The organism is Actinomyces sp. S6-Spd3, from assembly GCF_000758755.1.
GTDB lineage: Bacteria > Actinomycetota > Actinomycetes > Actinomycetales > Actinomycetaceae > Pauljensenia.
Map to the genome: position 1 here is coordinate 1 of NZ_JRMV01000117.1, position 583 is coordinate 583.

Consider the following 583-nt stretch of genomic DNA (forward strand, 5'->3'; position numbering starts at 1 on the left):
TCATCCACGTGCGAATATACCGCGGTGCCGCTAGTGAAATCAGATTCCAAAACGGATAGGCATAATGAGGTACTTGAAGGAATCGTCTTGATTACCAGACTCATCTTTTTGTCCGGTAATTACTGCAGGTTTAGCGGCATCGATGAAAGAGAAACGGACGTGGCTTGTGTCAATTACGCCAAGTCCACCTTCAAGGAATCTCGGGTTAAACGCAGTAGTCAAGCTACCGCCTTCGACGGTCGCGGCTACTACTTCAGAGGCCTGTGCGTTGTCGTCGGTACCCGCTTCTAGATTCACTTGGCCGTCTTCAAAACCGAGACGAACAGAAGTACGTTGCTCTGCTACCAAAGATACGCGCTTGACTGCCTCTACAAGCTCGTGGCGATCGACCACTGCCTGAATCTGCGCATCATCGGGGAATAGACGACGTACCGGCGGGTAGTCTCCATCCATGAGTGTTGACGTGGTGCGCTTGGAGCCAGATACAAAACCGATTAGAGAGTTCGCTGCGCCCGCTGCTTCAGTGTCGAAGGCTAGTTCAACACTTCCCCCTGAAGTCATCGACTTTGCGACATCACCAAGC

Annotated in this window: 1 pseudogene; it reads right to left on the reverse strand. The window is 51.8% G+C overall.

Annotated features, from left to right (window positions below):
* Positions 1 to 39: 39 nt before the first annotated feature.
* Positions 40 to 583, reverse strand: a pseudogene (locus HMPREF1627_RS00715) (DNA polymerase III subunit beta); the annotation flags it as partial.